The following is a 5,913-nucleotide window of genomic DNA, read 5'->3' on the forward strand; positions in this document are numbered from 1 at the left end:
GGGTATTAGCTGGTCAAGGATGGCGATCATACCTCAGAAGCCGCGCCACGCCTCGCTCATACGAGGGGATGGTTAAGTCATCGGCGACATCCTGGATATTTCCAAGATCGAGTCTGGCCGGTTCGAACTGGCCCCCGAACCCCATGACATCGTGACCCTGACAGCGTCGGTCGTCACCGTATTCACTGCGCTGGCGAGGCAGAAAAACCTGCGGCTGGAGCTCGTCACGGGCGATCCGTCCTGGGTGCAGGTCGATGGCCTCTGTTACAAGCAGGTCGTCTCCAACCTGATCAGCAACGCCATCAAGTACACCGATCGCGGGTCGGTCACGGTGACGCTGGCCTCCCGGGTCAGCGATGGCTGGTGTACCGTGCAGCTCACCATTCTGGATACCGGTATCGGCATCGATCAGGCCGAGCAGGCCAGGCTGTTCGAGCCCTTCAGCCAGGCCAGCCAACCCGAGAAAATCCAGCAGTCGGGTACAGGCCTGGGTCTGATGATCTCCCGCTCCCTGTGCGAGACGATGGGCGGCTCCTTGAAACTGGAGAGTACGCCCGGGCAGGGGACCCGGGTCAGTGTCGAGATGAAGCTGCCGGTGGCCGATGCCGTGGCGATGCCCGCTGCGCTTGCACAGGATCCGGTGGTGGAGCCGGGGCGGCGACTGAAGATCATGGTCGTGGACGATCATCCAGCCAACCGGTTGCTGGTCAGCCAGCAGCTGGCCTATCTGGGTCATGACGCCACGGCCGTCGAGTCGGGAGAAGAGGCGCTGCGGCGGCTGGTCGAAGCCAGGGTGGATGTCGTCATGACCGACTTCAACATGCCCGGCATGAACGGATTCGAGCTGGCTCGTCAGTGCCGTGAGCTGGAGCGGCTGCACGGCTGGCGACGCACCGTGATCCTCGGGCTGACGGCCGATGCGCGGCAGGAGCAGATCAATGAAGGGCAGGCGGCAGGGATGGATGACTGTCTGTTCAAGCCCGTCGGACTGGAGGCGCTCGATCATTGCCTGCGTCGGCACATGCAGCGTGAAGAGCAGAGTGACATGGTCGTCTGCATGGAGGAGATCCGGCGGTATCTGGGGCCGCTGACCGCACACCAGTCGACCCTGATGGTGCCTCTGCTGGCCGAGTTCGTGCGGGCCAGTGACGACGATATCGCGGGATTGCAACGGGCCGCGGAGGAGGGGCATGTCGGCCAGTTCATCGACCGCATACATCGCCTGAAAGGGGGCGCCAGGATCATGGGCACTCTGAAACTGGTGGCGACCTGCAGCGAAATAGAATCCTGGGAGCTCGATCAGGCCAGGCTGCCCGAGGCGCTGGCCCGTTTGCAGCAAGAGTACGAGGTGGTTCGGCTGGCGGCGACCCAACTGCAGGTGATGGAAGGGGAGGAATGAAGGCATGGGAACATGCCTTCGGCTCCTGTGGTCAGCCCAGCCAGTACACCATCAACTCATAGGCGGCTTCGCCCACCTGGTCCGGTCTGGCTGACGGGGCCTGATAGCTGAGGTAATAGCGGGTCGCCTGCGCCAGGGGGAGGGCGCGGCTTGCTTCGAGGGGTTGCCCGTTGAGCGCCAGCGTGATCCGGAGATCATCCTGCTGTGGCAGGGAGCCGTAGAGTGCGCGGGCTTGCAAACGATAGGTGGTGTTGAAATTCGGGTGGCTCAGGTCTGCTGCCAGGATCTGGACGGGAGCCTGTGCCGGATCCGAATTGATGACCTGGAGGCCTGGGTGGGTAAGCGCTACTTCCATGTTGGTCTCTTTGCTGGCGGTGGCCTGCCAGTTCAGCTGGCTCACCTGCGTATTGGCGTGAACGGCGGCACTGCTGCAACCGATCATCACTGCCAGCACCATGCTTTTTTGAAACATAGTTATCTCCTTTGTCGGACTGGGCCCTCCTTGGCGAGGGCCTCCTCTTATCGGCGCTTTCCCCGAAAGCTGAACCGCTCTCCCCGGATTCGCCCATGAGTCGGCGGCAGATAAGGGGTATGATCCGCCCCCTGGCGCCATGCCATTGACGGAGGAGAGCCATGCTCGAAAATCAGATGATGTTGTTGGCGGTGTTTGAGCGGGCGGCGCTGATGCTGATGACGCTCTTTCTTCTCACCCGCACCCGGCCGTTTCAGCGGCTGTTCCAGAAGCGGGATCACACCCCGGCCGAGCTGGTGCTGGTGGCGGCCATCTTCTGTCTGTTCGCGGTGTTCAGCACCTACACCGGCATTCCGGTGGAGGGGGCCCTCATCAATGTGCGGATCATCGCCATCATCTCGGGCGGCATCCTGTTCGGCCCCTGGGTCGGCATTCCGGCCGGGGTCATCTCGGGTCTGCACCGCTATCTCATCGACATGGATGGCCACACCTCCATTCCCTGTCTCATCGCCAGCATCATCGCCGGCCTGCTGGCCACCTGGCTGCACCTGCGCTGTCGCAAGTCGCGGCTCTGGCTCTATGGCATCCTGGCGGGGATGGCCTGCGAGGGGCTGACCATGCTGCTTATCTGGCAACTGACCGAGCCCCATGCGGTAGGTGTGGAGATAGTCAGTCATATTGCCTACCCGATGATCGCCGGTGCGCTCTGTATCGGGCTCATCATCAAGCTGGTGCAGGATCTGGATGACGAGAAGGAGCTGATTGCCGCCAAGCAGGCCAAGCTGGCGCTCGACATCGCCAACAAGACGTTGCCGTTTTTCCAGAACATCGATCGCCACTCCCTGAGCCAGGTGTGCGGCATCATTCGCAGCGAGATCAGCGCCGATGCGGTGGCCATCACCGATACCCGCGACGTGCTGGCCTATGTGGGGGTGGGCAAGGATTACTACGAGCTGGACGAGCACCACGCCATCAGCGACATGACCCACAGAGCGGTGCTGCTGGACCAGATCATCATCAACAACGATCTGCGCCAGTATCACCTCTCCGATTTTCACTCGGTCATCATTATTCCGCTGCGGGAAAACGGCGCCGTCAGCGGCACCCTCAAGATCTATTATCGCCGCACCCACAGCATCACCAGCTCCCTCAAGGAGATGGCGGTGGGTCTCTCCCAGCTCATCTCCACCCAGATGGAGGTGTCGCGCATCGAGCAGCTCAAGGAGATGACCCGCAAGGCGGAGTTCACCGCGCTGCAGAGCAAGATCAACCCCCACTTCCTGTTCAACGCCCTCAATGCCATCTCGTCGCTGATCCGCATCCGTCCCCAGCAGGCACGCCAGCTCATTGCCAATCTGGCGGATTACCTGCGCTACAACCTCAACAAGGGGGACACCCTCATCGACATCCAGGAGGAGCTGCAGCAGGTGCGCGACTACGTGGCCATCGAGCAGGCCCGCTTCGGCGACAAGCTGGAGGTGGTGTTCGAGGTGGACGACGTGCATATCCAGGTGCCGAGCCTGCTGTTGCAGCCGTTGGTGGAAAACGCCATCCTGCACGGCATCCAGCCCCGCAGTGCGCCGGGTCGGGTCACCATCGAGGTGAAGCAGCTGGCGGGCGGCATCCGGGTCGCGGTGCGCGACACAGGCTACGGCATCAGCCAGGCGGTGATCGACGGGGTCGCCGCCGGTCGGGTGGAGAGCCGCAGCATCGGTCTGATGAACGTGCATCAGCGGGTAAAGCTGCTCTATGGCGACGGCCTGCACCTCAAGCGGCTGGAGCCGGGGACCGAAGTCTGTTTCTATCTGCCTGATCAGGAGGCAATGCCATGCTGAAAGCCATCATAGTGGAAGACGAATGTTTGACACGGGAGGAGCTGGCCTCTCCTGTGCTCCTTATGGGGGCAATATCATGCTGAAAGCGATCATTGTGGAAGATGAGTATCTGGCCCGCGAGGAGCTGGCCTTTCTGGTGGGGCAGCACAGCAACATCGAGATAGTGGCGAGCTTCGAGGACGGGCTGGAGGCGTTCAAGTATCTGCAGGATCACGAGGTGGACGTGGTGTTTCTGGATATCCAGATCCCCGCCATCGACGGCCTGCTGCTGGCCAAGAACCTGCACAAGTCCAGCCATCCGCCCCACATCGTCTTCGTCACCGCCTACAAGGAGTTTGCGGTGGAGGCGTTCGAGCTGGAGGCATTCGACTACATCCTCAAGCCCTACAACGAGCCGCGTCTCATCAATCTGCTGCAGAAGCTCGAACTGGCGGGCAAGTCCCAGCCCCAGGGTGCGGAGTCCGGGACGCCACAGAACCGCACCGTCAATCTGGTGAAGGGGGAGCGCATCATCGTCACCCCCTGCGAGCAGATCTACTACGCGGAAGCGGACGAGAAGCTGACCCATGTCTACACCCGTACCGATCGCTACGTGATGACCATGACCCTCAGCGAGTTCGTCAGTCGGTTGCCTGCCGAGGGGTTCTTTCGTTGCCACCGCTCCTACTGCGTCAACATCAACAAGATCCGCGAGATAGTGCCCTGGTTCAACAGCACCTATCTCATCCGGCTCCATGACCTGCCATTCGAGGTGCCGGTCAGCCGCAGCAACATCAAGGCGTTCCGTCAGCTGATGCGGCTCTGATTGTCATTCATTCCCGCCGATCTGCATTTCATGCCGTAATCGGTCGGTGGGAGCGGCGTCTTGCTTATAGTGGCCCCAGTTTCCTTAAGGCCATTCCTCGAGACGCATCATGACCAGAGAGCTGAATCGCACCCGTTACCTCACCCTGTTGGGGACCATCATCACCCAGTTCGCGCTGGGATCCGTTTACACCTGGAGCCTGTTCAACGCCCAGCTCTCTGACAAGCTGGACGAGCCGGTGAGCCAGGTCGCCTTCGCCTTCGGCCTGCTCAGCCTCTCCCTGGCGGTGGCCTCCTCCCTGGCAGGCAAGCTGCAGGAGCGGTTCGGGGTGCGCAACGTCACCCTGGGCGCCGGCGTGCTGCTCGGCATCGGCTTCTTCCTCACCGCTCATGCCAGCAACCTGGCGATGCTCTACCTCTGTGCCGGCATTCTGGTCGGTTTTGCAGACGGTACCGGCTACCTGATGACCCTCTCCAACTGTGTGAAGTGGTTCCCGGAGCGCAAGGGGCTCATCTCCGCCTGCTCTATCGGTGCTTATGGCCTCGGCAGCCTCGGCTTCAAGTACATCAACCTGCTGCTGCTCTCCAGCAACGGCCTTGAGACCACCTTCCAACTGTGGGGGCTGATCGCCATGTCCATGGTGCTGGTGGGTGGCATGCTGATGAAGGATGCGCCCAAGCAGGCCGCCGCCGTGCAGCAGAGCGAGAGCCGCGACTTCACCCTGGCCGAGGCGATGCGCAAGCCCCAATACTGGATGCTGGCGCTGATGTTCCTCACCGCCTGCATGAGCGGTCTCTACGTCATCGGCGTGGCCAAGGACATCGGCGAGAAGATGGTGGGCCTGCCGGCCGTGGTCGCCGCCAACGCCGTCGCCATCATCGCCATGGCCAACCTGGGTGGCCGGCTGGTGCTGGGCATCCTCTCCGACAAGATGTCCCGTATCCGGGTCATCACCATCGCCCAGTTGATTACCCTGGCGGGCATGGCGCTGCTGCTGTTCGTGCCGCTCAATGCCAACCTCTTCTTCGTGGCGGTGGCCTGTGTGGCGTTCAGCTTCGGCGGCACCATCACCGTCTACCCCTCGCTGGTGAGCGACTTCTTCGGCCTCAACAACCTGACCAAGAACTACGGCGTCATCTACCTGGGCTTTGGTCTGGGCAGCATCATCGGCTCCATCGTGGCCTCCCTGTTCGGCGGCTTCATGGCGACCTTCAACCTGATCCTGGTGTTGCTGGTGGTGGCCCTGGTGCTCTCCCTCACCATCCGCCTGCCTGCTCCCGTTGCGGCTGTCGACAGGGCCTGACCCCTCTCGCTTCTCAAGTCATAAAAAAATCTATGGTCACCCCCTTTTTTGCAACCTTGATTTCGGGTGTTGTGGTTGGCTTGCTTAAATCTATCCGGC

The 5,913-nt window shown here is 61.7% G+C and carries 5 protein-coding genes; 4 read left to right on the forward strand and 1 reads right to left on the reverse strand.

Translation table 11 applies throughout. The features are described from left to right. Window positions 1–151 precede the first annotated feature (151 nt). Window positions 152–1,399, forward strand: coding sequence for an ATP-binding protein (locus OKC30_RS19550; RefSeq protein ID WP_270665232.1), 1,248 nt, complete (start codon window positions 152–154; stop codon window positions 1,397–1,399). Window positions 1,400–1,430: 31 nt separating this feature from the next. On the opposite strand, the gene OKC30_RS19555 is transcribed toward OKC30_RS19550, so the two are convergent. Next, complete coding sequence (locus tag OKC30_RS19555; RefSeq protein ID WP_042879297.1) at window positions 1,431–1,871, reverse strand: hypothetical protein; 441 nt, start codon at window positions 1,869–1,871, stop codon at window positions 1,431–1,433. 161 nt (window positions 1,872–2,032) lie between these two features. Here OKC30_RS19555 and OKC30_RS19560 point away from each other — a divergent pair, with 161 nt between their 5' ends. The 3 genes from OKC30_RS19560 to OKC30_RS19570 all read left to right on the forward strand — a co-directional run bounded on the left by OKC30_RS19560 (window position 2,033) and on the right by OKC30_RS19570 (window position 5,814). Beyond that, a complete protein-coding gene (locus OKC30_RS19560) occupies window positions 2,033–3,706 on the forward strand; it encodes a sensor histidine kinase (RefSeq protein WP_039040684.1) in 1,674 nt (557 codons plus the stop codon). 76 nt (window positions 3,707–3,782) lie between these two features. Further along, window positions 3,783–4,511: a LytR/AlgR family response regulator transcription factor gene (locus tag OKC30_RS19565; protein ID WP_039040685.1), complete on the forward strand. Its 729-nt coding sequence runs from the start codon at window positions 3,783–3,785 to the stop codon at window positions 4,509–4,511. A 109-nt stretch (window positions 4,512–4,620) separates the two neighbouring features. Continuing rightward, window positions 4,621–5,814, forward strand: coding sequence for an L-lactate MFS transporter (locus OKC30_RS19570; RefSeq protein ID WP_039040686.1), 1,194 nt, complete (start codon window positions 4,621–4,623; stop codon window positions 5,812–5,814). Window positions 5,815–5,913: the final 99 nt, after the last annotated feature.

Source organism: Aeromonas sp. QDB18 (assembly GCF_027705325.1).
GTDB classification, from domain to species: Bacteria; Pseudomonadota; Gammaproteobacteria; order Enterobacterales; family Aeromonadaceae; genus Aeromonas; species Aeromonas caviae.

Bases quoted from the DNA above. Each gene is read 5' to 3' on its own strand.
- OKC30_RS19560 (WP_039040684.1), top strand. From the start codon at position 2,033: ATGCTCGAAAATCAGATGATGTTGTTGGCGGTGTTTGAGCGGGCGGCG.
- OKC30_RS19555 (WP_042879297.1), bottom strand. From the start codon at position 1,871: ATGTTTCAAAAAAGCATGGTGCTGGCAGTGATGATCGGTTGCAGCAGT.
- OKC30_RS19570 (WP_039040686.1), top strand. From the start codon at position 4,621: ATGACCAGAGAGCTGAATCGCACCCGTTACCTCACCCTGTTGGGGACC.
- OKC30_RS19565 (WP_039040685.1), top strand. From the start codon at position 3,783: ATGCTGAAAGCGATCATTGTGGAAGATGAGTATCTGGCCCGCGAGGAG.